The organism is Microbacterium fluminis (assembly GCF_051549805.1).
Classification (GTDB): Bacteria; Actinomycetota; Actinomycetes; order Actinomycetales; family Microbacteriaceae; genus Microbacterium.
Genome location: NZ_CP196042.1, coordinates 1,455,012 through 1,481,277, shown reverse-complemented (window position 1 = coordinate 1,481,277; position 26,266 = coordinate 1,455,012). Strand labels below are relative to the sequence as shown.

General features: G+C 70.2%; 26 protein-coding genes. 5 read left to right on the top strand and 21 right to left on the bottom strand.

All coding sequences use genetic code 11. The annotated features are described in order from the left end of the window. Position 1 precedes the first annotated feature (1 nt). The 11 genes from ACSJDX_RS07005 to ACSJDX_RS06955 form a co-directional block, all read right to left on the bottom strand. Positions 2 to 319: a hypothetical protein gene (locus ACSJDX_RS07005; protein ID WP_438354824.1), complete on the bottom strand. Its 318-nt coding sequence runs from the start codon at positions 317 to 319 to the stop codon at positions 2 to 4. Continuing rightward, positions 316 to 681 (bottom strand): TMEM175 family protein, encoded by a 366-nt coding sequence (locus ACSJDX_RS07000; protein WP_438354823.1) that lies wholly within the window; start codon positions 679 to 681, stop codon positions 316 to 318. The genes ACSJDX_RS07005 and ACSJDX_RS07000 overlap by 4 nt, the downstream gene beginning before the upstream one ends. Positions 682 to 684: 3 nt before the next feature. Next, positions 685 to 2,376, bottom strand: coding sequence for a dipeptide ABC transporter ATP-binding protein (locus tag ACSJDX_RS06995; RefSeq protein ID WP_438354822.1), 1,692 nt, complete (start codon positions 2,374 to 2,376; stop codon positions 685 to 687). 8 nt (positions 2,377 to 2,384) lie between these two features. Then, entirely contained in the window at positions 2,385 to 3,422 is a 1,038-nt protein-coding gene (locus ACSJDX_RS06990) for an ABC transporter permease (RefSeq protein WP_438354821.1), read from the bottom strand. A gap of 1 nt (position 3,423) precedes the next feature. After that, the gene (locus tag ACSJDX_RS06985; protein WP_438354820.1) at positions 3,424 to 4,503 is read right to left on the bottom strand and encodes an ABC transporter permease; all 1,080 of its coding nucleotides are present in this window, start codon (positions 4,501 to 4,503) and stop codon (positions 3,424 to 3,426) included. A gap of 77 nt (positions 4,504 to 4,580) precedes the next feature. After that, on the bottom strand, positions 4,581 to 6,212 hold the full coding sequence (locus tag ACSJDX_RS06980) for an ABC transporter substrate-binding protein (RefSeq protein WP_438354819.1): 1,632 nt from the start codon (positions 6,210 to 6,212) through the stop codon (positions 4,581 to 4,583). Positions 6,213 to 6,425: 213 nt separating this feature from the next. Then, positions 6,426 to 6,830, bottom strand: coding sequence for a DUF779 domain-containing protein (locus ACSJDX_RS06975; RefSeq protein WP_438354818.1), 405 nt, complete (start codon positions 6,828 to 6,830; stop codon positions 6,426 to 6,428). A 129-nt stretch (positions 6,831 to 6,959) separates the two neighbouring features. Further along, positions 6,960 to 8,507: an acetaldehyde dehydrogenase ExaC gene (gene exaC / locus ACSJDX_RS06970; RefSeq protein WP_438354817.1), complete on the bottom strand. Its 1,548-nt coding sequence runs from the start codon at positions 8,505 to 8,507 to the stop codon at positions 6,960 to 6,962. A 221-nt stretch (positions 8,508 to 8,728) separates the two neighbouring features. Further along, positions 8,729 to 10,051, bottom strand: a complete 1,323-nt coding sequence (locus ACSJDX_RS06965) for a GAF domain-containing protein (RefSeq protein ID WP_438354816.1) — start codon at positions 10,049 to 10,051, stop codon at positions 8,729 to 8,731. 174 nt (positions 10,052 to 10,225) lie between these two features. Next, positions 10,226 to 11,653, bottom strand: coding sequence for a CCA tRNA nucleotidyltransferase (locus ACSJDX_RS06960; RefSeq protein ID WP_438354815.1), 1,428 nt, complete (start codon positions 11,651 to 11,653; stop codon positions 10,226 to 10,228). Positions 11,654 to 11,705: 52 nt separating this feature from the next. After that, positions 11,706 to 13,232 carry a DUF7059 domain-containing protein gene (locus ACSJDX_RS06955; protein WP_438354814.1) on the bottom strand — a complete coding sequence of 509 codons (1,527 nt, stop codon included), beginning with the start codon at positions 13,230 to 13,232 and terminating at the stop codon, positions 11,706 to 11,708. Between the two features lie 129 nt (positions 13,233 to 13,361). On the opposite strand from ACSJDX_RS06955, the gene ACSJDX_RS06950 reads away from it, so the two are divergent. From ACSJDX_RS06950 to ACSJDX_RS06935, 4 genes are all read left to right on the top strand, one after another. Next, positions 13,362 to 15,509: a DUF6049 family protein gene (locus ACSJDX_RS06950; protein WP_438354813.1), complete on the top strand. Its 2,148-nt coding sequence runs from the start codon at positions 13,362 to 13,364 to the stop codon at positions 15,507 to 15,509. 101 nt (positions 15,510 to 15,610) lie between these two features. After that, positions 15,611 to 16,597: a thioredoxin-disulfide reductase gene (gene trxB / locus ACSJDX_RS06945; RefSeq protein ID WP_438354812.1), complete on the top strand. Its 987-nt coding sequence runs from the start codon at positions 15,611 to 15,613 to the stop codon at positions 16,595 to 16,597. Between the two features lie 69 nt (positions 16,598 to 16,666). Next, positions 16,667 to 16,990, top strand: a complete 324-nt coding sequence (gene trxA / locus ACSJDX_RS06940; protein ID WP_438354811.1) for a thioredoxin — start codon at positions 16,667 to 16,669, stop codon at positions 16,988 to 16,990. A gap of 180 nt (positions 16,991 to 17,170) precedes the next feature. Beyond that, the gene (locus ACSJDX_RS06935; protein WP_438354810.1) at positions 17,171 to 17,590 is read left to right on the top strand and encodes a YciI family protein; all 420 of its coding nucleotides are present in this window, start codon (positions 17,171 to 17,173) and stop codon (positions 17,588 to 17,590) included. A 20-nt stretch (positions 17,591 to 17,610) separates the two neighbouring features. Here the strand turns inward: ACSJDX_RS06935 and ACSJDX_RS06930 are convergent, their stop codons facing one another. Beyond that, complete coding sequence (locus ACSJDX_RS06930; RefSeq protein ID WP_438354809.1) at positions 17,611 to 17,958, bottom strand: tryptophan synthase subunit alpha; 348 nt, start codon at positions 17,956 to 17,958, stop codon at positions 17,611 to 17,613. Positions 17,959 to 18,017: 59 nt separating this feature from the next. On the opposite strand from ACSJDX_RS06930, the gene ACSJDX_RS06925 reads away from it, so the two are divergent. Beyond that, complete coding sequence (locus tag ACSJDX_RS06925; RefSeq protein ID WP_438354808.1) at positions 18,018 to 19,319, top strand: RNA polymerase sigma factor; 1,302 nt, start codon at positions 18,018 to 18,020, stop codon at positions 19,317 to 19,319. Here the strand turns inward: ACSJDX_RS06925 and ACSJDX_RS06920 are convergent. From ACSJDX_RS06920 to rnpA, 9 genes are all read right to left on the bottom strand, one after another. After that, on the bottom strand, positions 19,286 to 19,954 hold the full coding sequence (locus ACSJDX_RS06920; protein ID WP_438354807.1) for a hypothetical protein: 669 nt from the start codon (positions 19,952 to 19,954) through the stop codon (positions 19,286 to 19,288). The two genes, ACSJDX_RS06925 and ACSJDX_RS06920, sit on opposite strands and share 34 nt — an antisense overlap. Next, entirely contained in the window at positions 19,951 to 20,937 is a 987-nt protein-coding gene (locus ACSJDX_RS06915) for a ParB/RepB/Spo0J family partition protein (protein ID WP_438354806.1), read from the bottom strand. Before ACSJDX_RS06915 ends, ACSJDX_RS06920 begins: the two co-directional genes overlap by 4 nt. After that, positions 20,937 to 21,881, bottom strand: a complete 945-nt coding sequence (locus ACSJDX_RS06910) for a ParA family protein (protein WP_438354805.1) — start codon at positions 21,879 to 21,881, stop codon at positions 20,937 to 20,939. The genes ACSJDX_RS06915 and ACSJDX_RS06910 overlap by 1 nt, the downstream gene beginning before the upstream one ends. A gap of 656 nt (positions 21,882 to 22,537) precedes the next feature. Continuing rightward, entirely contained in the window at positions 22,538 to 22,672 is a 135-nt protein-coding gene (locus ACSJDX_RS06905) for a GIY-YIG nuclease family protein (RefSeq protein WP_438354946.1), read from the bottom strand. A 611-nt stretch (positions 22,673 to 23,283) separates the two neighbouring features. After that, positions 23,284 to 23,907, bottom strand: a complete 624-nt coding sequence (rsmG, locus tag ACSJDX_RS06900) for a 16S rRNA (guanine(527)-N(7))-methyltransferase RsmG (RefSeq protein ID WP_438354804.1) — start codon at positions 23,905 to 23,907, stop codon at positions 23,284 to 23,286. A 19-nt stretch (positions 23,908 to 23,926) separates the two neighbouring features. Next, positions 23,927 to 24,436, bottom strand: coding sequence for a protein jag (locus ACSJDX_RS06895; RefSeq protein WP_438354803.1), 510 nt, complete (start codon positions 24,434 to 24,436; stop codon positions 23,927 to 23,929). Between the two features lie 45 nt (positions 24,437 to 24,481). After that, positions 24,482 to 25,567, bottom strand: a complete 1,086-nt coding sequence (gene yidC, locus ACSJDX_RS06890; RefSeq protein WP_438354802.1) for a membrane protein insertase YidC — start codon at positions 25,565 to 25,567, stop codon at positions 24,482 to 24,484. 3 nt (positions 25,568 to 25,570) lie between these two features. Beyond that, the gene (gene yidD / locus ACSJDX_RS06885; protein WP_438354801.1) at positions 25,571 to 25,927 is read right to left on the bottom strand and encodes a membrane protein insertion efficiency factor YidD; all 357 of its coding nucleotides are present in this window, start codon (positions 25,925 to 25,927) and stop codon (positions 25,571 to 25,573) included. Continuing rightward, positions 25,924 to 26,259: a ribonuclease P protein component gene (rnpA, locus tag ACSJDX_RS06880; protein WP_438354800.1), complete on the bottom strand. Its 336-nt coding sequence runs from the start codon at positions 26,257 to 26,259 to the stop codon at positions 25,924 to 25,926. Before rnpA ends, yidD begins: the two co-directional genes overlap by 4 nt. Positions 26,260 to 26,266 lie beyond the last annotated feature (7 nt).

The window sequence follows — 26,266 nt, the reverse complement described above, 5'->3', positions numbered from 1 at the left end:
GTCACCTCACCCGGCGCGGCCTCCGCGGCTCGCGCGCCCCGAGGGCGCGCGCGACGAGGGGCTGCAGGGGTCCCGTCAGCGCCATCACGAACATCGGGAAGTAGCCGATCGACGGGAGGGCCAGCACCAGCACCAGCGCCACGGCGAACAGCAGCGCCATCGTGATGTCGACCGACATGCCGCGGCGCAGCATCAGCGACGTGCCTTCGTGCAGGGCGGGGTGGCGGAGAAGGTACACACGGGTCAGGAGCGAGATCAGGGCGGTGACGATCATGCTGCCGATGTACAGGACCTTCACCAGCTCGTCCTCGGACTTCATCTGCCCGACATGGCGGTGGCCACCGGAAGCCAGACGATCGACAGCAGCCAGGCCATCGTGATCCACAGCAGCCCCGTCGTCACGCGCTCGACGACGGCGAACAGCCGATGATGGTTCATCCAGAACATCGCGATGATCACGAAGCTCAGCACGAAGCTGATCAGCTGCCCCTGATGCTCCTGGACCCACGCCGCCGCGCCCTTGTCGGCGTCGGCCGCCGCGGTCACGCCTTCCATGAGCGGAAGGATGAGCAGGGTCATCGCGATCGCCACGACGGCGTCGATGAACGCCTTGGCCCGCTCGGCCGAGTAGGTGCGGAGCTCCTCCGCCTCCGCCTCCGCCCGGGCCCCGGCATCCGTCATGGCTCAGATGGTACGCGTGGTGCGCCACAGGGCGCGGCGCGACTCCTGCGCGACCGGATCGGGCACCGGCAGTGAGGCCAGCAGACGCCGGGTGTAGTCGTCCTGCGGATCGGTGAGCACCTGCACCGTGGTGCCCTGCTCGCGGATCACGCCCTGGCGCAGCACGACGATGCGGTCGGCGACCTCGTCGACGACCGCGAGATCGTGGCTGATGAACAGGCACGCGAACCCGAACTCGGCCTGCAGCTCGGCGAACAGGCGCAGCACTCGGGCCTGCACCGACACGTCGAGCGCCGAGGTGGGCTCGTCGGCGATCAGCAGCTTCGGATCGAGGGCGAGGGCGCGGGCCAGCGACGCGCGCTGACGCTGCCCGCCCGACAGCTCGTGCGGATAGCGATCCCCGAACGCCGTCGGCAGGTGCACGGCGTCGAGCAGCTCGTTCACCTTCGCCCGCGCGGCGCGCGGATTCGTCGCCCGGCGGTGCACGATCAGCGGCTCGGCGATGCACTCCGCGATCGTCAGCAGCGGGTTGAAGCTCGTCGCGGGGTCTTGGAACACGAAGCCGATGTCGGGGCGGGTCTTGGCCAGCTGGCGGGGTCTGGCGCCGTTCATCTCCGTGCCGAGCACCTGCAGCGATCCGCCGACGACGTCGGTGAGACCGACGATCGCGCGGCCGATGGTGGTCTTGCCGGATCCCGACTCGCCGACCAGGCCCAGCACCTCACCCGGACCGATCCAGAAGTCCACGCCCTTCACGGCGATCACCCCGGCGGAGCCGAAGCGGCCCGGGTAGCCGATCTGCACCTGTCGCGCGACGACGAGGCTCCCCTCGGGGGGAGCGGTCGGGGCCGGGGTCTCGAGCGACTGTCGGGTGCTCTTGCCGCGGCCGACGTGCGGCACGGCGGCCAGCAGCTCACGGGTGTACTCCTGCTGCGGATCGGCGAACAGCTCGCGCACGGGCGCCTGCTCGACGATGTCGCCCTGGTACATCACGACGACCCGGTCGGCGAGATCGGCGACCACGCCCATGTTGTGCGTGATGAGCACGATCGTCGCACCGAACTCGTCGCGGCACGTGCGCAGCAGATCGAGGATCTCGGCCTGCACGGTCACATCGAGCGCCGTGGTCGGCTCGTCGGCGATGATCAGGCCGGCGTCGAGCACGAGCGCCATCGCGATCACGACGCGCTGCTTCTGCCCGCCCGAGAACTGGTGCGGGTAGTCGTCGACGCGCTTCTCGGGATCGGGGATGCCGACCCGCCGCAGGATGTCGACCGCCTTGGCCTTCGCCTCGGTCTTCGACAGCTTCTCGTGGGCGCGCAGGCCCTCGGCGATCTGCCAGCCGACCGTGTAGACGGGGTTCAGTGCGGTCGAGGGCTCCTGGAACACCATCGCCGCGTCGCGCCCGCGCATCTCGCGCAGCTGCGCGGACGTGGCATGCACGATGTCGGTCGACTCGCCGTCGCGGCCGCGCACGATGACCGCGCCCGAGAGCGTAGCCGTCTCGGGCAGCAGGCCGAGGAGGGTGTTCGCGGTGACGGTCTTGCCGGATCCCGACTCGCCGACGATCGCGAGCACCTCTCCGGCGTGCGCCTCGAGCGAGATGCCCGAGACGGCGACGACGGGGTCGCCGTCGGTGGCGAACGCGACCCGCAGGTCGGAGACGCGGGCGACGGGCTCGGTCGTGGGGGTCATCAGTTGCCTCAATCGATATTCGGGGCGAGCGGCGGCACGAACTCGGCGGGGAGGGGGGTCGCGAGCGGGGGCCCGGCGACCGGAGCTCCGCCCGCGCGCCGGCGGGTGCGCAGACGCGGGTCGCTGAGGTCGTTGAGGCTCTCGCCCACGAGCGTGATGCCCAGCACCACGAGCACGATCGCCACGCCGGGCGGGATGGCCGTCCACCAGATGCCGCTGGTCACATCCGAGACCGCGCGATTGAGGTCGTAGCCCCACTCGCCGGCCGCCGTCGCCTCGATGCCGAACCCGAGGAAGCCGAGCCCCGCGAGGGTCAGCAAAGCCTCGGAGGCGTTGAGCGTGATCACGACGGGGAGCGACCGGGTCGAGTTGCGCAGCACGTGACGGACCAGGATGCGCGCGGTGGGGACGCCGATGACGCGCGCCGACTCGACGAACGGCTCGGCCTTCACCCGCACCACCTCGGCGCGGATCACCCGGAAGTACTGCGGCACGAACACGACGGTGATCGAGATGGCGGTGGCCAGGATGCCGCCCCACAGCGTCGACTGACCCTTGGTGATCGCGATCGACATCACGATCGCGAGCAGCAGCGACGGGAAGGCGTAGATCGCGTCGCACACGACCACGAGCACGCGGTCGAGCCAGCCGCCGAAGTAGCCGCTGACCAGGCCGAGGAAGATGCCCAGGAAGATCGAGAACAGGATCGCGCACACGATCACCAGGAGCGCGGTCTGCGCCCCCCAGATCACGCGCGAGAACACGTCGAACCCGCTGACCGTGGTGCCGAGCAGGTTCATCCCGCTCGGCGGCTGCTGCGTGCCGAACTTCACCCCGTCGGCGGTGGCCTGCTGGGCGAAGCCGTAGGGGGCGAGCACCGGGGCGAGCAGCGCGGTGAGGATGAACACCGCGGTGATCACGAGGCCGATCACGAGCATCGTGCGCTGCAGCCCGACGCTGCGACGCAGCTGCGACACGATCGGGAGGCGGTCGCGCAGCGGCGTCTTGCGGGTGGAGACCGCGGTGGTCGAGGCATCCGTCGTCATGTCAGTACCTCACTCTCGGGTCGATGAACGCCGCGATCACGTCGACGAGGAAGTTGATCAGGGCCACCACGACCGCGATCATCACGACGATGCCCTGCACGGCCACGAAGTCGCGGGCCTTGAGGTACTCGCCGAGCATGAAGCCGATGCCCTTCCACTCGAACGTGGTCTCGGTGAGCACCGCGCCCGACAGCAGTAGCGCGATCTGCAGGCCGATCACGGTGATGATCGGGATGAGCGCGGGGCGGTAGGCGTGCTTGGTGACGAGCCGGTACTCCCCGACGCCGCGGGAGCGGGCCGAGGTGACGAACTGGGCGCCGAGGGTGCCGATCACGTTGGTGCGCACGAGCCGCAGGAAGATTCCGGCGGTCAGGATGCCGAGGGCCAGACCCGGCAGGATCGCATGGATGAGCACGTCGCCGATCGCGGCACCGTCGCCCAGGCGGATCGCGTCGACGAGGTAGATGCCGGTCGGAGCATCCAGCCCCTGCAGCTTCAGCTCGGTGCGCGTACCCGCGCGACCGGCGACCGGAAGCACGCCGAGCCAGATGGAGAAGACGAGCTTCAGCAGCAGGCCGACGAAGAAGATCGGGGTGGCATATCCGAGGATCGCGCCGATGCGCAGCGTCGCGTCCTGCCAGCGGTCACGGCGGTAGGCGGCGATGAGCCCGAACGGGATGCCGATGAGGAATGCGACGATGAGCGCGTAGAAGGCCAGCTCGAGCGTGGCCGAGCCGTACTGCAGCAGGATCTCGATCACCGGTCGGTTGTCGGTGATCGTGGTGCCGAAGTCGCCGCGGAGGATGCCGCCGATGTACTCGAGGTACTGCACGATGAGCGGTCGGTCGTAGCCGGCGGCGTGCACGCGCTCCGCGAGCTGATCGGGGGGTAGCCGACCGCCGAGGGCGGCGGTGATCGGATCGCCGGTGATCCGCATCAGCGCGAACACGACGGTGACGAGGATGAACACCGTCGGGATGATCAGGAGGAGGCGCACGAGCACGTAGCGCCAGAGACCGCCGCCGCGGGCGGTGGCGGCGGCGGGAGGGGCGATGTCGGCGGCGTCGATGGCGGTGACCATGGGGGTGAACCTTACCCAGCAGGACAATGGACCGGATGCCGGCGGCCTGGGCCGCCGGCATCCGGTCCTGCTGCTGCTTACTTGTGCAGCGGGGCGTACCGGAACTTGAACGAGCCGTCGAGGGTCGCGCCCTGGACGGACGCTCCGACGACCGCGACCTGCTTGCCCTGGAGCAGCGGCAGCGTCGACACGTCGGCGGCCACCAGATCCTGGATCTTGCCGATCGTCGCCTCGCGGGCGGCCTTGTCGGTCTCCGTGGCCTGCTGCGCGATGAGGCCCTGCACCTCGGCGTTGTCGTAGTGGTTCGAGAGGAAGTTGTCCTTCACGAAGAACGGCGACAGGTAGTTGTCGGCGTCGGAGTAGTCCGGGAACCAGCCGAGCTGGTAGGCCGGGTACACGTCGGCGGTGCGGTCCTTGGAGTACTGCACCCACTCGGTCTGCGCCAGGTTCACCGTGAACAGGCCGCCCTGCTCGAGCTGCGCCTTGACCGCGGCGTACTCGTCACCCGACGAGGGGCCGTAGTGGTCGCCGTTGTACTGCAGGTTGAGCGTCACCGGGGTGGTGATGCCGGCCGCGGCGAGGGTCGCCTTGGCCTTGGCGGCATCCGGCTTGCCCGATCCGTCGCCGTACATGCCCTTCAGCGCCTCGTTCGCACCGGTCAGACCCTGGGGAACGTAGGAGTAGAGGGGCGAGTAGGTGCCCTTGTAGACGTCGGTCGCGATCGCCTGGCGGTCGATCAGATCGGCCGCGGCCTGACGGATCGCCAGCGACTTCGCGGGATCCGCCTCGGGGGTCGTGGCTCCGAACGGCATCGTGTTGAAGTTGAAGACGATGTAGCGGATCTCGCCGCCGGGGCCGTCGACGACCTTGACGCTGCTGTCCTTGCCGAGGTCGGCGATGTCGGTCGCGGTGAGGCTGCGGAACGCGACGTCGATCGCACCGGACTGGATGTCGAGCTTCAGGTTCGACGCCGTGGCGTAGTACTTCGCCGTGATGCCGCCGTTCTCGGCCGCGCCCAGGTTGCCCTGGTAGTCGGCGTAGGGCGAGTACGAGATGAGCTCGTTGACCTTGTACGAGTCGATGACGTACTGGCCGGCGAACGCCTTGCCCTTCACGATCGCGTCGTCGGCGGTGACGGCGTCGGCCGAGAAGACCTCCTCGTCGACGATCGGGGCGGCGGGGCTGGAGAGGATCTGGGGCCAGATCTGGTCGTTGCCGTTCTTCAGCGTGAACACGACGGTGGTGTCGTCAGGGGTCGCGACGCTCACCAGGTTGCCCAGCAGGGTCGACGGGCCGTTCGGGTCGGCGATCTTCACCTGGCGGTCGAACGAGAACTTCACGTCCGACGAGGTCAGGTCGTGGCCGTTGGCGAACTTCAGGCCCTTCTTGAGCGTGACGGTGTACTCGGTGGGCGAGGTGAAGTCGGCCGTCTCGGCGATGTCCGGCGTGACGTCGGCGGTGCCGTACTTGCTGTTGAGCAGGAACGGATAGATCTGGTTCATCACCGCGAACGAGCCGTTGTCGTACGAGCCGGCCGGGTCGAGGGAGGTGATCTTGTCGGTGGTGCCGACGACGAGGGGCTCCGTCGAGCCGCCGCCGGAGGCGGTGCCGGATCCGCCGCCGGCGCAGCCGGCGAGCAGGAGTGCCGAGGCGCCGAGAGCGCCGAGAGCGAGGCCGAGCCGGCCGCGCGCACTGTGGTGCAGTGTCATGAGTACTACCTCTGCTGTGAAGGAGTCGGCCGCGCCGGGAAGGCGCGGCCCATCCGGCTATCTTGCTCGGCACCGGCCGCCGCACCAAACACATGAGAGATTCGTAACGAGACCGAAACTCTCGCATTGCCCGATGGGCACGCGTGGTACCGAGCAGATCGCACAGCGAAGCGCGCGCGGACGTCGCTAATCGCGTCGCGGGGAGGCGGCGGCTCAGGCGGACGGCGCGGGTTTCAGGCCGAAGTACTCCAGCTCGGCGTCGTTGAGCATGCGCGAGCGGATGATGAAGCGGAAGCCGGTCGGACCCTCGACCGAGAACCCGGCACCTCGCCCGGGGACGGAGTCGATCGTGATGTGGGTGTACTTCCAGTACTCGAACTGGGCCTCCGAGATGTACACCTCGATCGGGTCGAGGCCGCTCACCTCCAGAGTGCCCAGATGCACGTCGCTCGGGCCGGTGAGGAACATGCCCACGGGGTAGCACATGGGAGCGCTGCCGTCGCAGCATCCACCCGACTGGTGGAACATCAGCGGTCCGTGCGTGACCGTGAGGTCGCGCAGGAGGGATGCCGCGGCATCCGTCAGATCCACGCGCTGGTAGGTGCCGATCGAGACCATCGCTCGCTCCGTTCTCGCGGGGAAGGGTGGAGTTGGGTGGTCCGGGCGGAGGCTGGGGGCTCGCTCCGCCCGGACCGGGAACGCCGGCCGCACCCGTGCGCGCGGATGCGGCCGACTGGGGCTCTGGGCTCAGAAGAAGCCCATCGGGCCTTCCGCGTACGACACCAGCAGGTTCTTGGTCTGCTGGTAGTGGTCGAGCATCTTCAGGTGGTTCTCACGACCGATGCCGGACTGCTTGTAGCCGCCGAACGCCGCGTGCGCGGGGTACTGGTGGTACGTGTTCGTCCAGACACGGCCCGCCTCGATCGCGCGGCCCGCGCGGTAGGCGGTGTTCATGTCGCGGCTCCACACCCCGGCGCCCAGGCCGTACAGGGTGTCGTTGGCGATCGAGATCGCGTCGTCGAAGTCGTCGAACGACGTGACCGACAGCACCGGCCCGAAGATCTCCTCCTGGAAGATGCGCATGTCGTTCGTGCCCTCGAAGATCGTCGGCGCCACGTAGTAGCCGTCCGACAGGTCGCCGCCGAGGTCGACGCGCTCGCCGCCGATCAGCAGCTTCGCGCCGCCCTGCTTGCCGATGTCGATGTAGCTGAGGATCTTCTCGAGCTGGTCGTTCGACGCCTGCGCGCCGATCATCGTCTCCGGGTCGAGCGGGTTCCCCTGCTTGATGGCCTTGACGCGCTCGATGCCGTCGCCGAGCAGCTGGTCGTAGATCGACCGCTGGATGAGCGCCCGCGACGGGCACGTGCAGACCTCGCCGTTGTTGAGCGCGAAGAACGAGAAGCCTTCCAGCGCCTTGTCGTAGAACGAGTCGTTGCCCCGCGCGACGTCCTCGAAGAAGACGTTCGGCGACTTGCCTCCGAGCTCGAGCGTGACCGGGATGAGGTTCTGCGAGGCGTACTGCATGATGAGGCGGCCGGTCGTCGTCTCGCCCGTGAACGCCACCTTGCGGATGCGCTTGTGCGAGGCCAGCGGCGCGCCCGCCTCGATGCCGAAGCCGTTGACGATGTTCAGCACGCCCGGCGGGATGAGGTCGCCGATCAGGTCCATCAGGAACAGGATCGACGCCGGCGTCTGCTCGGCGGGCTTGAGCACGATCGCGTTGCCGGCGGCGAGCGCCGGAGCGAGCTTCCACACCGCCATGAGGATCGGGAAGTTCCACGGGATGATCTGACCGACCACGCCCAGCGGCTCGTGGAAGTGGTACGCGACCGTGTCGTTGTCGAGCTGCGAGATTCCGCCCTCCTGGGCGCGCAGCACTCCGGCGAAGTAGCGGAAGTGGTCGATGGCGAGCGGGATGTCGGCGGCCAGGGTCTCGCGGACCGGCTTGCCGTTCTCCCACGTCTCGGCCACGGCGATCGCCTCGAGGTTCTCCTCCATGCGGTCGGCGATCTTGAGCAGCATGTTGCTGCGCTCGGTGGGGCTCGTCTTCCCCCAGGTCGCGAACGCCTTCCACGCGGCATCCACCGCCCGGTCGATGTCCTCGACGGTGCCGCGGCCGACTTCGGTGAACGGCTTGCCGGTGACGGGGGAGATGTTCTCGAACCACTGGCCCTTCACCGGATCGACCCACTCGCCGCCGATCCAGTGGCCGTAGCGCGGGCGGTAGTCGGCGACCGCTCCGCGGGTGTTGGGGGCGGCGTAGACGCTCGAGACGCCCTCTTCGACGATGGTCATGCTGTCTCCTTCGACGGTCCATGAACGGATGCCCCGCACGCTACGCCGCGCAACGTTGCACCCGGTTGCACCCGTCCCCCTCGCCCGCTCCCTCGCCTCACCCGCCTTCGCGTCCAAAGCCCGTGCGATGGACGAAAGCACCCGCGCTGAACGGGTCATAGCGGGGGCTCTGGTCCATCGCACGGGCGTTGGACGAGGAGAGGGAGGATGCTGCGCTGCGCTCAGGCCTCGAGCGCCTCGATGCGGGCCACGAGGCCCGCGCGGCGGGGGGAGCGGGCAGGCAGCATCCCGAGGCAGAGGCGCAGCAGCTCGGCGTCGTCGGCGCCGTCCGCGGTGTCGGCGTAGGCGAGCAGCACGTCGACGCTCGCCTCGGCCATCAGGGCCTCGCGCAGCGCGGTGCGCACCGTCTCGCGCAGCTGCTCGACGCCCGGCGCGACCGATTCGGGCAGCACCGACCCGCGGTAGGCGGCGAGCGCGACGCGATGCGCCCCCCGGTCGAGCAGCGACACGACGTGCTGCGCGTCGGTCTCGAGGTCGGCGGTGAGCCGGTAGGGGCGGGATGCCGGCACCAGCTGCGGTGCGGAACGCTCGAGCACCTTGCGCAGCCGAACCAGCTCGGGCCGCAGGGTGTCGACGCTGTCCGGCTCTCCGTAGACGAGTTCGCCGAGACGCTCGGCCGACAGCCCCTGGCGGTGCGCGGCGAGCATGAGGAGGATCTCGGCGTGCCGCGCGCTCAGGGCGATCACGGTCTCGCCGTCGCCCGAGGATTCCAGCAGCGCGCGATCGCGGCCGAGCACGCGGAGGGTGGCGCGGGCCGGCGCGGCGGCTCGGGGCGGACGAGCGCGCGCCGCCGGCGGGGGCGCGGCGCGGGCGCGCAGGCGTGTGACGAGCAGCTCGCCCTCGATCGCGCGGGCCGCGGCATCCACCAGCAGCTGCGCCTGAGGGGTCACAGCCTCGACACCGCCGGTCACGTCGATGACGCCCAGGATGCGGCGCGTCTCGGGGTCGTGCACCGGCACCGCCGTGCACGACCAGGGCTGCACGAGGCGGTTGTAGTGCTCGGCCCCGTGGATCTGCACCGAGCGGTCGAGGGCGAGCGCGGTGCCGGGGGCGGAGGTGCCGACGGCGCCCTCCGACCAGTTCGTGCCGGCGACGAAGCCCATGTCGCCGGTGAGGCTGCGCACGTGCCGATCGCCCTCGACCCACAGCAGGCGGCCCGCCGCGTCGCCGACGGCGACGACGACGCCCGACTCGCCCGGCTCGCCGGGGAGGAGCAGGCCGCGCACCATGTCCATCACGTCCGCGAGCGGGTGCGTGCGGCGGTACTCCTCCAGCTCGGCGGCGGTGAGCGCGACCGGGGGGAGTCCCTCGGCGCCCACCAGGCTCGCGAACGAGCGGCGCCATGACTCCCGCACGAGCGGCCGCACGTCGAGCAGGCGCGGATCGGCCGGGTTGCCGGCCACCAGCTCCTCGTGGGCGCGCTCGATCAGCAGACGCGAGTTCTCGGGAGACACGTCGCGCCGTTGCGACCAGGACGATGACACGCGGGCTCCGTTCGGCGGCGAGGAGCGGTGCACCCAGTGTAGGCGCGCCCCCTCGCCACGCCACCCCTCCGCAGTGTGTGCACGAGTGTCGAGGACGTGCCGTCGGATCCCCGGGACGACGGCATGTCGTGGACACTCGACGGGAGTGTGAGCGGGAGGAGGGGCACGGATGCCTCAGCCGCGCGCGGCCCACCAGTCGCGCAGTCGCCGCTCGGCCTCGTCGGCGCCGAGCACGCCCTCGTCGAGGCGCAGGTCGAGCAGGAAGCGGTAGGCCTCGCCGACCTCGCGGCCGGGCTTCAGGCCGAGCACCTCCTGGATGCGGTTGCCGTCGAGCTCGGGGCGGATCGCGTCGAGCTGCTCCTGCTCGCGCAGCTCTGCGATGCGGCGCTCGATGTCGTCGTAGGCCGAGGCCAGGCGCTGCGCCTTCTTCTTGTTGCGTGTGGTGACGTCGGCGCGCGTGAGGATGTGGAGCCGGTCGAGCTCGTCGCCGGCGTCGCGCACGTAGCGGCGCACGGCCGAGTCGGTCCACGCGCCCTCGCTGTATCCGAAGAACCGCAGGTGCAGTTCGATCAGCAGCGTCACCGACGCGATCGTGTCGGAGTCGAACCGCAGGTCCTTCAGGCGCTTGCGGGCCATCCGCGCGCCCTTGATGTCGTGGTGGTGGAACGACACGGCGCCGCCGGGTTCGAGCTTGCGGGTCGCGGGCTTGCCGATGTCGTGCAGCAGGGCGGCCAGGCGCAGCGGCACGTCGGGCGAGGCATCCGGATGCCTCGTCCCCTCGAGCTCCGCCGCCTGCGTGAGCACCGTGAGCGAGTGCTCGTACACGTCCTTGTGGTGGTGGTGCTCGTCGATCTCGAGCCGCAGCGCGGGGATCTCGGGAAGGAACTGCGCCATCAGTCCGGTGTCGACGAGGAGACGGATGCCGCGCACCGGGTCGCTCGTCTGCAGCAGCCGCACGAGCTCGGCCTGGATCCGCTCGGGGCTGACCATCTCGAGCGTCTCGCGCAGCCGGGCCATCGCGTCGACGGTCTCGGGGTCGACGCGGAACTCCAGCTGCGAGGCGAACCGGGCCGCCCGCAGCATCCTGAGCGGATCGTCGCCGAAGCTGATGCCCGGGTCGATCGGCGTCCGCAGCCGGCGCGCGACGAGGTCTTCGACGCCGCCGCTCGGGTCGACGAGCGTGCGGGCGGGCACGCGCAGCGCCATCGCGTTGACGGTGAAGTCGCGGCGCACGAGGTCGGCGTCGAGGGTGTCGCCGAACTCGACGGCGGGCTTGCGGGTGACCCCGTCGTAGCTGTCGGCGCGGTAGGTGGTGATCTCGACCTGCTCGCCGCGCACGCGCGCGCCGATCGTGCCGAAATCGCGGCCGATGTCCCATTGCGCGGTCGAGACGGGCGTCACGATGCGCAGGATGTCATCGGGCCGGGCGTTCGTCGTGAAGTCGAGGTCGTGGGTCGCGCGGCCGAGCAGCGCGTCGCGCACGGGGCCGCCGACGATCGCCAGCTCGAACCCGGCGTCGGCGAAGGCGCGGGCCAGCGTGTCGACCACGGGAGAGGCCGCCAGCGCGTCCAGGCGCGCGACACCCTCGGCCATGTTGAGCATGCTTCGAGCCTATCCGGGGCGTTCCGTGCGAACCGCGTCGCCGGGGCCGCGGTCAGTCGGCGAACCGGAGGAAACCGGTGAACAGCAGCTCGCGCACGCGGGGGAGGAGGTCGACGCGGAGCGCGGCGGCATCCACCTCCAGCAGCTGCGCGATCGCGTCGATCAGCACGCCCGCCGGAAGGTCGCCGTCGCACGCTCCGACGAGACCGGCCAGCGCCGGGTCGACCGAGACCACGCGCGCGAACCCGCCGCCCTGGCGCAGCTCGATCACGGTCGGATCCTCGGCGCCGGGCAGCTGGTGCCGTGCCTCGGTCACGTCCGGGGCGAAGCGGAGGACGGATGCCGCAAGCCCCGCGTCATCGAGCGCGACCACCCGATCGTGCGCCTCGAGCGCCCCGGCGAGGTGCGCGCCGATCGCCTCGTCGCCGAGGCTCTGCCACACGGACTCGTACCGGGCGAGCGTCGGGGCGTCGCCGGACGGCGGCCGCCGCAGCAGCACGTACCCGAATCCGATCGCGGTCACGTCTCGGCTCGAGAAGTCGTCGAGCCAGGCATCCATCAACCGTCCGAAGCCCGGCGCCGTGGGCAGTGTGCCGCCGTCGCGGATCCACAGCTCGGCGTACGCGACGGGGTCGAGGATCTCGCGCTCGACCACCCATGCGTCCAGGGGGATCGGCGAGCGCTCGACCCACGCACGCACCCGCTCGAGCCCGTCGACGCCGTCGCGGGTCTCCCAGTTGCCGAGCAGCTGCGCGATCCCGCCCGGGGCGAGGTGCGCGCCGACGCCCGTGACGAACGCCTCGACGAGCGCGTCGCCGACCATTCCGCCGTCGCGGTACTCGTACGCGGGCACGTCCGCGACGCGCGGGGTGATGACGAACGGCGGGTTCGACACGATGCGATCGAACGTCTCATCCGCCGCGGGATCGAACATGCTCCCCTCCCGCGTCTGGATGCCGTCGATGCCGTTCAGCAGGGCGTTGAGCCGCGTGAACCGCAGCGCCGCCGCCGACACGTCGGTCGCCACCACCCGCGAGACGTGCCGCCGTGCGCGCAACGCCTGGATGCCGCACCCGGTGCCCACGTCGAGGCCCGCGGCGGCGGGCGTGGGCACCTGGATTCCGGCCAGCGTGCGCGACGCCCCGCCCACCCCGAGCACGTGGTCTTCGGGCAGCGCTCCGCCGACGGCGGCCTCGTCGAGGTCGCTCGCGATCCACCAGTCCACCTCGCCCGCCGGGTCGGAGAGCGACTGCGGGCGCACCAGCGCGAGGGGACGGATGCCGTCGCCCGCGGTCTCCGCGAGACCGAGGGCCACGATCCCCTCGACCCCGGCCGCCGGCAGGGCCGCCGCGACGTCGGCGGCCGGCTGGGCGACGCCCAGCACGAACAGCCGCGCCAGCACCGCGAGCGGATCGGCGCGTCCGGCGAGCGCGCGCAGCGCAGGGCCGTGCAGTCCGCGCACCACCGCATCGTCGGCATCGTCGCCCCACGCGCCGCGCACGGCGGCGGAGGCGAACCCCGCCGCGGACAGGTCGGAGGCCAGTGCGGCGACGGTGCGCGGATCGGGTTCGGGCAGCATCCCCCCATTCAACCGCGCCGCGCGGCGGCATCCGCACCGCCACCGCCCGCGGCGCGGGGTCGGGGACCGTGCAGGAGCGCGCCGTAGAATCGCACCCGATCGTGCGGTTCCGCATCGCACAGGAGCCCCATGACCCTCTTCTTCCGGCGCACCGCCGCGCGTGCCCGCCCGCCCGTGGCGTCGCACCCCCGCGCGCGGGCCCGCCTGGGCGCGGTGATCGCGGCAGTCGCGCTGATCGCCGCCGGATCCGCGGCATCCCTCGCTCCCGCGTCGGCCGCCCCGTCGCCGACCCCGACGACCGGCGGCACGACCTCGCTGACGCTGTCGCCGTCCGCGAATGGCGTGGTGCGCGCCGGTCAGGGACTCACGGTCGCCGTCACCGTCGACAACGGCACGGGCACGGGGCTCGGCGCCACCCGCATCACGGTCGCCGTCGGGGCGACGCCGCTTCCGGACCGCGCGGCACTCGCGGCCTGGCTCGACGGTACGACCCCCGTCGCGGGCTTGGCGACGATCGGCGCCGCCGACCTCGACCAGGTCGGCGCCGGCGCGACACGCACCGCCACCGTCGCGGTCCCGGGTACCGACCCTCAGCTGGCCGTTCGCGCGCCCGGCGTCTACCCGCTCGCGGCGTCGTTCGGGAGCGGAGCGGGCACCGTCACCTCCACGAGCGTTCTGGTCGTGCCGTCCGACACGGTGTCGACCCCTACCGGCCTCGTCGTCCCCATCACCGCGGGCGGACAGAGCACCGGCCTCCTCAGCGCGGCGCAGCTGACCGACCTCACCGGCCCCACCGGCGACCTCACCGGTCAGCTCGACGCGGTCGCCGGATCGCCCGCGCTCCTGGCCGTCGACCCCGCGCTGCCCGCGTCGATCCGGGCACTGGGCAACACCGCTCCGACGAGCGCCACCGCCTGGCTCGATCGGCTCGAGGCGCTGCCGAACGCCCGGTTCGCCCTGCAGTTCGGCGACGCCGACGTGTCGGCGCAGCTGCACGCGGGGCAGCCGGTGCCGCTGCAGCCCACGTCGTTGAACGCCTACCTGCGACCGCTCGACTTCCTCGGCGGGAGCGCCGCGACCCCGTCGCCGAGCCCGAGCGCCACGGCCGGACCCACGCTGCCCGCGCTCGACAGCCTGCTCGCCGTGGGCGGCACGGCCGATGTCTTCTGGCCCGCCACCGGCACCGCGGGAGCAGACGTCGTCACCGCCCTCGGAACCCAGGGCACCCGATCGGCCACCACCCTGATCGCGTCGACCTCGACGTCCGAGGGGGCCGGCGGCGGTACGGTCGCGGCGCGCGGAACGAGCGGCGACGCCCCGGTTCTCGTGTACGACGCCGCAGTGTCGGCCGCGCTGCGCACCGCCGCCCGCACCTCCGATCCCGCTCGCCGCGGCGCCCCGCTGGCCGCCGCCACGGCGTCCCTCGCATTCGCCACCGCCGAGGCGAACGGACGCCCGCTGCTGGTCGCGGTCGACCGCGCGGCCGACCGCACCGCGGCGGGACTCGCCGCCGCGGTCGACGCGGTGGGCGCCGCACCCGGCGTCAGCCTCGTACCGGTCGCGCAGCTGGGCGGCACCCCCGCCGCGGTCACGGTGCTCGACGCCGCGCCCGATCCGGTCCGGGTGGCTGCGGCATCCGCCCTGCTCGCCGAGGAGGAGCAGCTCGCGCCGCTGTCGACGGTGCTGACCGACCCGACGCAGCTCACTGGCCCGGCCCGCGCGGAGCTGCTGCAGCTGCTCGGCAACGGCTGGCGCGAGAAGCCCGGCGACTGGAGCACCGCGCTCGAGGCCCACCGCACGAGCACCGCGGGCACCCTGACCGCCGTCTCGATCCTCGACCCCACCCCGGTGAACCTGGCCGGATCGGGCGCATCGCTCGGCGTGTGGGTGCGCAACGACCTGCCGTACCCGGTGTCGGTCACCCTCGTGACCTCGCCGAGCGACCCGCGCCTCACGGTGCAGCGGCGCACGACCGTCACGGCCGCGGCCAACAGCAACACGCGCGTGAAGGTGCCCGTCGAGGCGCGGGTCGGCAACGGCGAGGTGACCCTGAGGCTTCAGCTCGAGAGCCCCACCGGAGCCACGGTCGGACCGGTGCGCAGCATGCCCGTCAGCGTGCGCGCGGAATGGGAGGGTCTGGGCATCGCCCTGCTGTCGACACTCGTCGGCGCGCTGGTGCTGTTCGGACTGATCCGCACCGTGCTGCGGCGCCGCAAGAGCAGGCGAGCGGATGCCTCGACAGCCGACGCATCCGAAGAGACCGTCCGCTCCGAATAGAGCAGCGACGGGCGAACCCGCCAGGGACGCGGAATGCCGCGCGACTACCATGTGTTGAACGGCCGTGAAGGTCAATCAGCCAGCGATCGAGGAGAGCGCACGTGCGTCAGGTCATCATCATCGGTTCCGGTCCCGCGGGCTACACCGCCGCGGTGTACGCGGCACGCGCCAACCTGCAGCCGCTCGTCGTGGCGAGCTCGGTCGAGGCCGGCGGCGAGCTGATGAACACCACCGAGGTGGAGAACTTCCCGGGGTTCCCGGAGGGCATTCAGGGCCCCGAGCTCATGGAGAAGATGCAGGCGCAGGCCGAGAAGTTCGGCGCCGAGATCCTCTACGACGACGTCGTCGAGCTCGATCTCGACGGCGCGGTGAAGACCGTGAAGCTCGGCAGCGGCGCGGTGCACGAGGCATCCGCCGTCATCTACGCCACCGGTTCGGCGTACCGCAAGCTCGGGCTCGAGGGCGAAGAGCGCCTCTCGGGCCGCGGCGTCTCGTGGTGCGCGACCTGCGACGGATTCTTCTTCCGCGAGCGCACCATCGCCGTGGTCGGCGGCGGCGACTCCGCGATGGAGGAGGCGACCTTCCTCACCCGCTTCGCGTCGAAGGTCTACGTCATCCACCGCAAGGACGCGCTGCGCGCCTCGAAGATCATGCAGGAGCGCGCCTTCGCGAACGACAAGATCGAGTTCATCTGGAACAGCGAGGTCGCCGACATCCTCGGTGAGGACGCCGTGAACGGCGTCGTGCTGCGCGACACCGTCGACGGCACCACCCGCGAACTGCCCCTGGACGGCCTGTTCGTCGCGATCGGCAACGACCCCCGCACCCACCTGGTGCACGACAAGCTCGACCTCACCGCCGAGGGCACCATCTGGGTCGACGGGCGCTCGTCGCGCACGTCGGTGCCGGGCGTGTTCGCCGCCGGCGACGTGATCGACCCGACCTATCGCCAGGCGGCCACCGCCGCCGGCAGCGGCACGGTCGCGGCCCTCGACGCCGAGCACTTCCTCGCCGCCCTCGGCGAGGCCGGCGCCCCCGAGGCATCCGACGACCAGATCGAGAACCTCGCGAGCGCGGGCGCGGCCTGAGCCTCGCGGAACAATCCGATCGCTCCGCGCGTTCGAACAGACAACAGACTTAGAAACAAGGAGATGCAGATGACTGCCAAGGCAACGACATCGGCCACATTCGAGCAGGACGTCCTGAACGCCGAGGGCGCCGTGCTCGTGGACTTCTGGGCCGAGTGGTGCGGACCGTGTCGCATGGTCGCCCCCGTGCTCGACCAGATCCAGTCGGAGAACCCCGACAAGATCACCGTCCTCAAGCTCAACGTCGACGAGAACCCCGATCTGGCCATGAAGTACCAGATCACCTCGATCCCGGCGATGAAGGTGTTCCAGGGCGGAGAGGTCAAGAAGACCATCATCGGCGCCAAGCCGAAGTTCGCCCTCGAGCAGGACCTCGCGGCCTTCCTCGGCTGATCCTCAACGCAGAGAGCCCCCGCGACCTTTCCCAGGTCACGGGGGCTTTCTCGTTGCTCGAACCGTGATCTCGCATTATCCGTTCGAGAAATCTTCCGCGGACTGTCGATCTGCGCCCTGCCCGTTCGACGTACAGGATGAAGGGGGCAGACGGCCCCCACCTCCGAGAGGACGAACGACATGCGTTACATGCTCATCTTCCACGTGTCCACCGACGCCCCCACCATCGCGCCCGACAGCGCGCAGATGGGCGAGGTCATCGCCGCGATGGGTCGCTACAACGAGGAGCTCATCGGAGCAGGCGTCTTCCTGTCCGCGGAGGGCCTGAGCGACGCGAGCGAGGGCTTCCGCATCGACTTCGGATCGACTCCGCCCGTGGTCACCGACGGACCGTTCGCCGAGGCCCGCGAGGTGTTCACCGGCTTCTGGATCCTCGAAGTGGCCAGCCGCGAGGAGGCGCAGCAGTGGGCGCTCAAGTGCCCCCTCGGCCCCGGCGCCTCCCTCGAGGTCCGCAGGGTCAACGAGATCGGCGACTTCGACCCCGAGGTGGGCGGCGAGTGGATCGCCAAGGAGCAGGAGTGGCGCGCGGCGCACTCCTGAGGCGCCGCGTCAGGGCACGCTCACGACGCGTCGACGCGCACCACCGCATCCCAGCGGCGGTGCGTGTTGGCGTCTCCGAGCAGCCGCCAGACGGCCGGCGTCAGCTCGGGGTAGTCGAGCGAGATCTGACGCAGCACGCGGTAGTGCCGCGCCGCGTTGGGCTTCCCGCCGCCATTGGCCGCGATGTTCTCGGCGCGCAGCATGAACACCACGAGCTCATCGACCGAGGGGAGGTCCTCCATGAAATCCCACGGATCCTCGCCCTCGCGCAGCCGCTCCTCGACGAGCACCGACAGCTCGTCGCCGGCCTCCGCGCGCAGCACCTCGAGACTCGCCCGCCGTCCCGGGTGGTCGTCGTGCACGCTCATTCCTCCAGCCTACGTCGGCTCTCCGCGGCCCGGACGCGACGCGCGTCTACCCTGAGAACGTGACCGAAGAGGCGGATGCCGCGCACGCCCGTCGTGCGATCGAGGCCGTGTGGCGGACCGAGGCGGCGCGCATCGTCGCCGCGCTCACGCGGCACACCGGCGACTTCTCCTGGGCGGAGGACCTCGCCCAGGAGGCGCTCGTCGAGGCCCTGGGATCGTGGCCGGCCAGCGGCATCCCCGACAACCCCGGCGCCTGGCTGCTCTCGGTCGCCAAACGGCGAGCGATCGACGGCTGGCGGCGTCGTGAGCGGCTCGCCGCGCGCGAAGTGCTCATCGCGCATGACGTGCGGCTCGCGGAGCGGGAGCATCCCGTGGAGGAGTCCGGCGACCCCGACCGCATCGACGACGACGTGCTGCGACTGGTCTTCGTCGCCTGCCACCCCGTGCTGCCCGCGCAGGCCCGCCTGGCGCTCACGCTGCGCACCGTCGCGGGTCTCACCACCGAGCAGATCGCGCGGGTGATGCTCATGACGGTGCCGACCGTGCAGCAGCGCATCGTGCGCGCGAAGCGATCGCTCGCCGACGCCGGGGTGCCGTTCGAGGTTCCCGACCGCGCCTCTCGGCCGGAGCGACTCGCCAGCGTGCTGCAGGTGATCTACCTGCTCTTCACCGAGGGCTACGCCGCGGCCGGCGGCGAGCAGCCGATCCGCCCCGACATCGCCCGCGAGGCGGTGCGCCTCGCCCGGCGCCTGGCGGCCCTCATGCCGGCGGAGGCGGAGGTGCAGGCGCTCATCGCCCTCATGGAGTTCCAGTCGTCGCGCTTCGCCGCGCGGCTCGACGCCGATGGACTCCCCCTCACCCTCGCCGAGCAGGACCGCCGCCGGTGGGACCGCTCGGCGATCCTGCGCGGGCGCGAGGCGTTCGCCCGTGCCGCGGCATCCGATCGCGGACTCGGCTACTACGGACTGCAGGCGGCCGTGGCGGAATGCCACGCGGTCGCCGCCACGGCCGACGAGACCGACTGGGCGCGCATCCTCCGGTTGTACGACGCCCTCGTGCAGCTCGCTCCGTCGGCCGTCGTGGGACTCAACCGCGCCGTCGCCGTCGCGATGGCCGGCGCTCCGGATGAGGCACTCGAGATCGTCGAGGCCCTGGAGCCCGAGCTGCGCGGGTTCCGCCCGCTGCTCGCGGTGCGCGCCGAGCTGCTCGAGCGTCTCGGGCGGACGGATGCTGCGGCATCCGTCTTCCGCGAAGCCGCCGAGCTCGGGGGCAACGACGCCGAGACGGTCGTGCTGCGACGTCGTGCGGAGAGGCTGGACGCCGCGGCTCAGGCGGGGTCGGGGTCGCCGGAGCCGCGATAGACCGGGACCGTGTCGGGGCGGGTCTGACGCAGGGCGAGCACGATCGCAAGCACTCCGAGGAAGCAGGTGACGGCGAGGTTCAGCGCCGCCGCCGTGCTGAGCACGACCATGCCGAACTCGATCGCCGTCGGCATCGCCAGGGCGAGGATGTTCGGCACGACCCAGCACGCCGTGACGACCCCGAGCCCCCACAGCGGCGCGCGGCCCCACGGCCGGGGCACGGCGCCCGCCCGGAGGATCTGCACGACGGCGATGAGGGAGAGCGAGAAGCTGACGAGCAGATCGATGTAGTAGAGCGCGGAGGTCCACATCAGCACGGGGTCATCGGGGCTCGTGACGCCTGCCAGCAGAAGGTTCGGCAGCACGTCGGCGAGCACGGTCCACACCGCGAGCCCCACCAGGGCGATGGTGCCGAGGGGCTTGCGGGCGGTGACGCTGCCGGCGCCCCGGATGCCGAGCGCGAACACGACGAGCGCGATCGCGAACAGGACCACGCCCGAGTAGTGGCGGATGCCGCCGGTGTCGAACGGCATGATCGCGGGTAGCACTGCCGAGGCCAGGAGGACCGCCCCGCCGATCACCCACGTGCGCCGCGCGTCGCGCTCGGCACGGGTGTCGACGGAGACCTCGCTCATGACTGGCCGTACTCCGATTCGCCGATCTCGGCCAGGATGCGGTTCAGATCCTGGATCGTGGCGAAGTCTATGCTGATCTGGCCTTTTTTGGAACCCAGGGCGATCTTCACCTTGGTGTTGAGCCGATCACCCAGGCGCTCGGCGACCTCGTCGAGGTGGCCGCGACGCGCGCCCGCCTTGGGGGCGGTGCGGCGCTCCGCCGGTGCCGCCGACTTGGCGGCGGCCTCGGCGGCGCGGACGGAGAGATCCTCGTTGACGATCTTGTCCGACAGCTTCTGCATGGCCTCGGGTGTCGCGAGCGACAGGATCGCGCGCGCGTGGCCGGCGCTGAGCACGCCGGCCGCCACTCGCTGCTGCACCGGCACCGGCAGCTTGAGCAGCCGGATGGTGTTGCTGATCTGCGGACGCGACCGGCCGATACGTCCGGCGAGCTCCTCCTGCGTGATGCCGAAATCCGCGAGCAGCTGCTCGTAGGCGGATGCCTCTTCGAGCGGGTTGAGCTCCGACCGATGCAGGTTCTCGAGCAGCGCGTCGCGCAGCAGGTGCTCGTCGGCGGTGTCGCGCACGACCGCGGGGATCGACGCGAGACCGGCCTCACGCGAGGCGCGTGTGCGCCGCTCCCCCATGATCAGCTCGTACTTGCCGTCGGCGATCGCGCGTACCACCACCGGCTGCAGCACACCGAACTCCCGCACGCTGTGCACGAGCTCGGCGAGATCGTCGGCATCGAAGTTGGTGCGGGGCTGGCGGGGGTTCGGGACGATGTCGTGCGGGTCGATGTGCACGAGGCGGGCGCCGGGGACGGCGACCAGGTCGGGCTGTGTCGACGAGACCTGCTCCGTCGAAGGCGCGGTGCTCGCGGCATCCGTCGTCTCCTTCAACGGGGCGCCGGGGAAGAACACGTCGACGGGGCGCGCCTCGTTCGGCTCCGACGTGGGGATCAGGGCGCCGATGCCCCGGCCGAGTCCGGTTCGCTTGGCCATCAGGCCTCCTCGTTGTGCGGCGTCGCCGAAGGGGCGTCGCGCTGGATGATCTCGATCGCGGCCTCGCGATAGGCGACGGCGCCTGCGGACTGGCCGTCGTAGGCGATGACGGTCTGTCCGAAGCTGGGAGCCTCCGACACACGGACGGAACGCGGGATGACGGTGGCGAGCACCTCGCGCGGGAAGTGCTCGCGCACCTCCTCGGCCACCTGCTGCGCGAGGCGCGTGCGTCCGTCGTACATGGTGAGCAGGATCGTCGAGAGGTGCAGCGACGGGTTGAGGTGCTTCTGGATCATGCCGACGGTACCGAGCAGCTGGCTGAGCCCCTCGAGCGCGTAGTACTCGCACTGGATCGGGATGAGCAGCTCGTGCGCCGCGACGAACGCGTTGATGGTGAGCAACCCGAGCGACGGCGGGCAGTCGATCAGCACGAAGTCCATGTGCTGGCCTTCGCCGGCGAGGTAGTCCTCCAGGGCGGTCCGCAGGCGATGCTCGCGGGCGACCTGCGAGACGAGTTCGATCTCAGCGCCGGCGAGATGGAGCGTGCTCGGAGCGCAGAACAGATTGGGTGACTCCGGGCTGACCTGCACGATGTCGGCGATCGGGAACTCGTCGATCAGCACGTCGTACACACTGGGAGTGTCGGCCGTGTGCGGGATGTTGAGCGCCGTCGAGGCGTTCCCCTGCGGATCGAGGTCGACGACGAGCACTCGCGCACCGACGGCGGCGAGAGATGCGGCGAGGTTGACCGCGGTCGTCGTCTTTCCGACGCCGCCCTTCTGGTTCGAGACCGTGAGCACGCGGGTGCGTCCGCTGAGCTGGACGCTGCGCTGCTCGAGTGCGCGGCGTCGCGCGGAGAGATCGGCGAGTTCGCGGGCCAGCGGAGTGTCGTCGCCGTCTAGAGAGAAGGGTGCCGAGACGTTCTCGTTCTCGGGTTGTTTCACGTGAAACGCTCTCCTTCGTCGCGGTGCGGCCCTCCCACTCTAGTCGTCGTCCACCCCACCTCCCTCCCCCGCCCGATCCCCGAGACCCGGTGGTCGAGGAGGCGCGTCAGCGTCGTATCGATACCTCACCGTGAGAATGTTTCACGTGAAACGTCGATCCCCGCTCCCGGTGGTCGAGGACGCGCGTCAGCGCCGTATCGAGACCCACGGCAAAGACGTTTCACGTGAAACATGTCCCACGCGCACCCTCACCAAGATCCCGTCCGGTGGCCGAGGAGATGCGCTGGGCGTCTTCTGGTGTGGTCACAGCCCGACCGACTCTGTGAGATCTAGGACGCCGCCAGTGGTCGAGTAGGCGCGCCAGCGCCGTACCGAGTCCCACCTCTCCTCCTCACACAGAACGCTCGTACAACCCGTACCGGACGTCGCGGCCACGATCACGGCCGCGGCCGTGATGCCTCCAGTCGCATGTCCGCGCGGCGCGCAGGTCACCTAGCTGCCGTTCACCCCTCCCTCTTCCGGCGATATTGCTTGCGCGCCAACGGCCTCAGTGCGTGAGTGTCACCGCGGATGAGCGCGAACCGCTTGGCACGCCCCCACCCCTGCACCTGCTTCTCGCGTCGGAACACTGCCTCGATGTCGGTGTCGTACTCGGACTACAGCAGTGTGACAGGCAGTCGATTGCGGGTGTATTCAGCCCCTTCACCGGCGTTGTGTTGGGCGACGCGACGCTCGAGGTCCCAGGTGCTGCCGACGTAAAGCGAGCCATCCGAGCACTGGAGGATGTACATGTGGGGCATGGACCCAGGGTGTCGCGTGAGTCCCGTCCATGGATGGACCTGTGCGCATCCCGTGGGTTTCCGGCCACGGTGGACACGTGGGGAGGAGAGGTTTTGCTCGAGTTGCGTAGCGGCCCTTCAGCGAGGAAGACAGGGAATGGAACCGCGCGGTCGGGCGGTGCCTTTCGGGACATCTCTAGCAGTGGACGGGACTCGTGCCATCAGGTCAGCCGCGTGTCTCAGTACGGCGCTGCGCGCCTACTCGACCACCGGTGGCGCCGTCGGTCGCGCGGTGGCGCTTCAAGGTCAGCGCCAGAACATGGCTCACGTTTCACGTGAAACGTCGAACGGCGCGCGCACCGCGCTCACCGCAAAGTGGGTGCGGGTCTCGATACGGCGCTGGCGCGCCTACTCGATCACCGAACGACAGTGGCCGCAAGGAGCGTACCCGACCTCTGAGGCCGGTTTGCGGGAGACCACATCACGCGGATCTTGATACGGCGCTGGCGCGTCTACTCGATCACCGGGGCAAGCGTGCGTTCTGGCACACCCCTGTTTCACGTGAAACATCTCGCGGCGAGCCCGCGTCAGACACGGCGGGGCACCAGCGAGGTGTGGTGAGATCAGCGCACGGTGGCGCGCAGCACACGCGTCGGCTCGTCGACGAGACCCTCGCCGACCACCTCGACACGCACGTTCGACAGCGCGAACCGGCGGATCTGCTTCTGTGCGGCGTCGATCTCGTTCGCAACGCTCGCACCCTTGAGAAGAATCAGTTCGCCGCCATCGCGCACCAGAGGAGCAGTCAGCGGCACGAGGGTGCGCAGCGCGCTCACCGCACGGGCGGTGACGGAGTCCAGAACAGGACCACGGTTCCAATCCTCCGCGCGGCCGCGGACGACCTCTGCATTGCTCAATCCCAGGGAATCGATCTGCTCCTGCAGCCAGATGGTGCGGCGCTCCATCGGCTCGATCAGCATCCAGTGCACGTCCGGTCGTGCGATCGCGAGGACGACCCCGGGCAATCCTGCGCCAGAGCCGACATCACCGACGACCCCCGAGAACAGGGGAGCGGCCACCGCACTGTTGAGAATGTGCCGAGTCCAGAGCCGGGGGAGTTCCAGCGGTCCGATCAGACCACGCTCCTCGCCCTGCTCGGCGAGAGCCTGCGTGAAACGACGAGCGAGCTCAATGCGTTCACCGAAGATCACCGGAGCGGAGGACGGCTCGGCCTCGATCTCGCTCATCGATGTTTCACGTGAAACGTCATCCACGACGGATGACGGTGTGACGATCCGAACCCTCGCCGTACGACTCGGACACGAGGCCGCGGTCGGCGACGATGTCGTGGATCAGTTTGCGCTCGTAGCTCGACATGGCGGGCAGCGACGCCTGTGATGCGCCCTCGTCCAGACGCTCGATCGCGCGGTCGACGAGCGTCTCGAGCTCGCGCTGACGCGTGTCGCGCGAACCGCCGACGTCGAGGATCAGGCGTGAGAACCGACCGGTCTTCGTCTGCACCGCGATACGCGTGAGCTCCTGAAGCGCCTGCACGGTGTCCGGATCGGACAGCAGCCGCAGCGACGCAGCATCCTCAGCCTCCACCGAGACGTAGGCACGGTCGCCGCGCACATCCATCGCGAGGTCGCCATCGACGTCGGAGATGTCGAGCAGACCCTCGAGGTAGTCCGCGGCGATGTCGCCCTCCTGCTCGAGCTGCTCGACCGTCGCCGGCGAACGCTCGGGGGTGGTGGTGGTGTCGAAGGTGTCGGTCATGGATCTTCCTCGATGGGGTGCTGCGAAGAACGGGAGGGGACGTCGTCAGGAGGTGGCAGAGCCACCGGCGGCATCGCCTGGACGGGGTGCGGGTGAACCGGTCTTCTTGGCTTGACTGCTCTGCTGCGCCTGCTTCTTCGCGCGCTGCTTACTGACCGGCTGCTGGCGCTTCGGCGCCGCAGCCTTGGTGCGCTCGGCCTCTTCGAGAAGACGCTGCTGCTCGGCCTGGTACTTCTCCATCGGGACGACCTTGCCGCTGGAGTCGATCGCCTTGCCCTTTCGGGCGAGTCGCTCCTCGCGGGCCTTGGCGGCATCCGAACCCGGCGTCGGCATCTCGCGGATCACGAGGAACTGCTGACCCATGGTCCAGAGGTTGGAGATGAACCAGTAGATGACCACGCCGAGGGGGAAGAAGACACCTGAGAAGATGAAGCCGAGGGGGAGGATGTAGAGCATGATGCGCTGCATCTGGTAGGCCTGGCCGGTCTTGGCCTCGGGGGAGAGGTTTTTCGAGATGATCTGCAGCTGGGTGTAGAACTGCGAGGCGATCATCAGCACGACGAGGACGATGAGGATGACCACCGTGAGCTGCTGGTCGGGCTGCCCCCACGCCTCGGTGAGCGTGGTGTGCAGCGACGCGACGTCGAAGAGCTTCGCGTCGTAGAACTCCCTCGTCAGCTCAGGGTTGAGCAGGCCGACACCGCCGAGGCCCTGCTCGGCGTGCTGCTTGATGGAGCTGAGCACGCTGTAGAGAGAGAAGAAGATCGGCATCTGGACGAGCAGCGGAAGGCAGCTCGACACCGGGCTGGTGCCGTGCCTCTTGTACATCGCCATGGTCTCGCGACTCATCGCCTCGCGGGAGAGCTGGTCACGCTTCCCCTTGTACTTCTCCTGGATTTTCCGCAGTTCAGGAGCGATTTCCATCATCTTGCGCTGGCTCTTGATCTGCCGCACGAAGAGAGGGATCAGCGCTGCGCGCACGACGACGACGAGACCCACGATGGCGAGAGCCCACGTGACGCCCGCGGCGGCGGGCAGACCCACGAACGTGAAGACCGAGTGCCACGCGACCAGCACGAGCTCGACCAGCCATTTCAGTGGCCAGAGGATGATTCCCAGCAGATCCGGCACGGATCAGTCCTTTCGAAGAGGCACGACGAAACCGTGCGGAGTCAGTGCGTGGGCGAAGCGACGATGCACGGGTACATCGTCGATCCCGCCCGCGGCCCACGGGTGGCAGCGCGCGAGGCGAGCCGCTGCGAGCGCCGCCCCCTTGAGGGCGCCGTGCTGCTGCACGGCTCCGACCGCATACGCGGAGCACGAGGGGTAGTACTTGCAGACATCGCCGTACGTGTGGGAGATCGTCGCACGGTAACCATGGAGAAAGGCGAGAGCCGCGTTGCGGGGCAGCAGCGGGACCGCGCGCCAGAGAGCGGATGCCTCGAACCGCGCGTCACCGGTCGCTGAGACCGGCAGCGTCGCCGAGCTCATGCCGCCCTCCGCGCCAGACAGCGGGAGACCTCGGCACGCAGCGCGTCGAATGGTGCGTCGGCGGAGCCGGGCAGGGCCCGGATGACGATGTCGGATCCGGGACGGAGGGTGTGAAGCGCCTCCGCGCAGACCGCCTTGAGCCGGCGGCGCACGGTGTTGCGGACGACGGCCGACCCGACTTGCTTGCTCACGATGAATCCCACTCGCACGGCGCGCTGCTCGTCGGACGAGATGACGTAGGTGACGGTGTGCGTGGCGGCGCAGCGACGACCCCGGCGGACGACGGCCCTGTAGTCCGCTCCGCGGGTGAGTCGGTTCGGCCTCGCGAGCACCGGCCTG

Excerpts from the sequence above, each read along its gene's own strand:
- ACSJDX_RS07005 (WP_438354824.1), bottom strand. The coding sequence starts at position 319 with ATGAAGTCCGAGGACGAGCTGGTGAAGGTCCTGTACATCGGCAGCATG.
- ACSJDX_RS07000 (WP_438354823.1), bottom strand. The coding sequence starts at position 681 with ATGACGGATGCCGGGGCCCGGGCGGAGGCGGAGGCGGAGGAGCTCCGC.
- ACSJDX_RS06995 (WP_438354822.1), bottom strand. The coding sequence starts at position 2,376 with ATGACCCCCACGACCGAGCCCGTCGCCCGCGTCTCCGACCTGCGGGTC.
- ACSJDX_RS06990 (WP_438354821.1), bottom strand. The coding sequence starts at position 3,422 with ATGACGACGGATGCCTCGACCACCGCGGTCTCCACCCGCAAGACGCCG.
- ACSJDX_RS06985 (WP_438354820.1), bottom strand. The coding sequence starts at position 4,503 with ATGGTCACCGCCATCGACGCCGCCGACATCGCCCCTCCCGCCGCCGCC.
- ACSJDX_RS06980 (WP_438354819.1), bottom strand. The coding sequence starts at position 6,212 with ATGACACTGCACCACAGTGCGCGCGGCCGGCTCGGCCTCGCTCTCGGC.
- ACSJDX_RS06975 (WP_438354818.1), bottom strand. The coding sequence starts at position 6,830 with ATGGTCTCGATCGGCACCTACCAGCGCGTGGATCTGACGGATGCCGCG.
- exaC (WP_438354817.1), bottom strand. The coding sequence starts at position 8,507 with ATGACCATCGTCGAAGAGGGCGTCTCGAGCGTCTACGCCGCCCCCAAC.
- ACSJDX_RS06960 (WP_438354815.1), bottom strand. The coding sequence starts at position 11,653 with ATGCTCAACATGGCCGAGGGTGTCGCGCGCCTGGACGCGCTGGCGGCC.
- ACSJDX_RS06955 (WP_438354814.1), bottom strand. The coding sequence starts at position 13,232 with ATGCTGCCCGAACCCGATCCGCGCACCGTCGCCGCACTGGCCTCCGAC.
- ACSJDX_RS06950 (WP_438354813.1), top strand. The coding sequence starts at position 13,362 with ATGACCCTCTTCTTCCGGCGCACCGCCGCGCGTGCCCGCCCGCCCGTG.
- trxA (WP_438354811.1), top strand. The coding sequence starts at position 16,667 with ATGACTGCCAAGGCAACGACATCGGCCACATTCGAGCAGGACGTCCTG.
- ACSJDX_RS06935 (WP_438354810.1), top strand. The coding sequence starts at position 17,171 with ATGCGTTACATGCTCATCTTCCACGTGTCCACCGACGCCCCCACCATC.
- ACSJDX_RS06930 (WP_438354809.1), bottom strand. The coding sequence starts at position 17,958 with ATGAGCGTGCACGACGACCACCCGGGACGGCGGGCGAGTCTCGAGGTG.
- ACSJDX_RS06920 (WP_438354807.1), bottom strand. The coding sequence starts at position 19,954 with ATGAGCGAGGTCTCCGTCGACACCCGTGCCGAGCGCGACGCGCGGCGC.
- ACSJDX_RS06915 (WP_438354806.1), bottom strand. The coding sequence starts at position 20,937 with ATGGCCAAGCGAACCGGACTCGGCCGGGGCATCGGCGCCCTGATCCCC.
- ACSJDX_RS06905 (WP_438354946.1), bottom strand. The coding sequence starts at position 22,672 with ATGTACATCCTCCAGTGCTCGGATGGCTCGCTTTACGTCGGCAGCACC.
- rsmG (WP_438354804.1), bottom strand. The coding sequence starts at position 23,907 with ATGAGCGAGATCGAGGCCGAGCCGTCCTCCGCTCCGGTGATCTTCGGT.
- ACSJDX_RS06895 (WP_438354803.1), bottom strand. The coding sequence starts at position 24,436 with ATGACCGACACCTTCGACACCACCACCACCCCCGAGCGTTCGCCGGCG.
- yidD (WP_438354801.1), bottom strand. The coding sequence starts at position 25,927 with ATGAGCTCGGCGACGCTGCCGGTCTCAGCGACCGGTGACGCGCGGTTC.